Source organism: Campylobacter showae CC57C (assembly GCF_000344295.2).
Classification (GTDB): domain Bacteria; phylum Campylobacterota; class Campylobacteria; order Campylobacterales; family Campylobacteraceae; genus Campylobacter_A; species Campylobacter_A showae_B.
The window spans coordinates 1-628 of the sequence record NZ_AOTD01000133.1; the positions used below are offsets into that span (position 1 = coordinate 1).

The window sequence follows — 628 nt, forward strand, 5'->3', positions numbered from 1 at the left end:
TTTAAAAATAAGTTACTATATAATTATAAGATATTTTTTATACTATTATTTTTGTTTGCGTTTTTTATTTTTGGTGTATCAAGTATATATAATTTTGACAACATAGTTTGCTATTCTTTGGTCATGGCTATTTTACTGGGTAATTATTTTACAATAAATACAATATCTTCTATCGCACTCTATCTTGATTTTTTTAAAAAAATTGTATGGGTTATGTTTTTTCTTTTTTTATTCAATGCAATGTTATCGTTTTTGTTTATAAAATTTGAATTAGAATATGTATACTTTTTGATAAAAACGGGGGTATTGCTTAACTTTTCTGCATTATATTTTATATGGCTACTAATAGGAATATTAAAGAATGAAAATAAGTAAGAAACTATTGCATCCACTGTATTTTTTTATATTTGTTTGGTTGTCGTATATTTGTATTAGGAATTTGTTTATTAGCTGGCAACCGCTAAGTGAAGTAACTATTTTTGTTGTCTTGTTTTTTATTTGTTTTGTGATATTTTGTTATGTGGTATTTATAATTTTATTTATAACTGGGCAAAGACTTAAAAGAGTAGGCGATGCGTCAAGTCTTGGTATAAAAAAAATTAATAAGATATATTATTTTTTATTGTTT

At 23.1% G+C, this 628-nt stretch carries 1 protein-coding gene; it reads left to right on the plus strand.

Annotated elements, in window-relative coordinates; translation table 11 throughout:
- Positions 1–375, plus strand: a 375-nt coding sequence (locus H740_RS12155) for a hypothetical protein (protein WP_004322767.1), incomplete at its 5' end; no start/stop codon positions are given.
- Positions 376–628 lie beyond the last annotated feature (253 nt).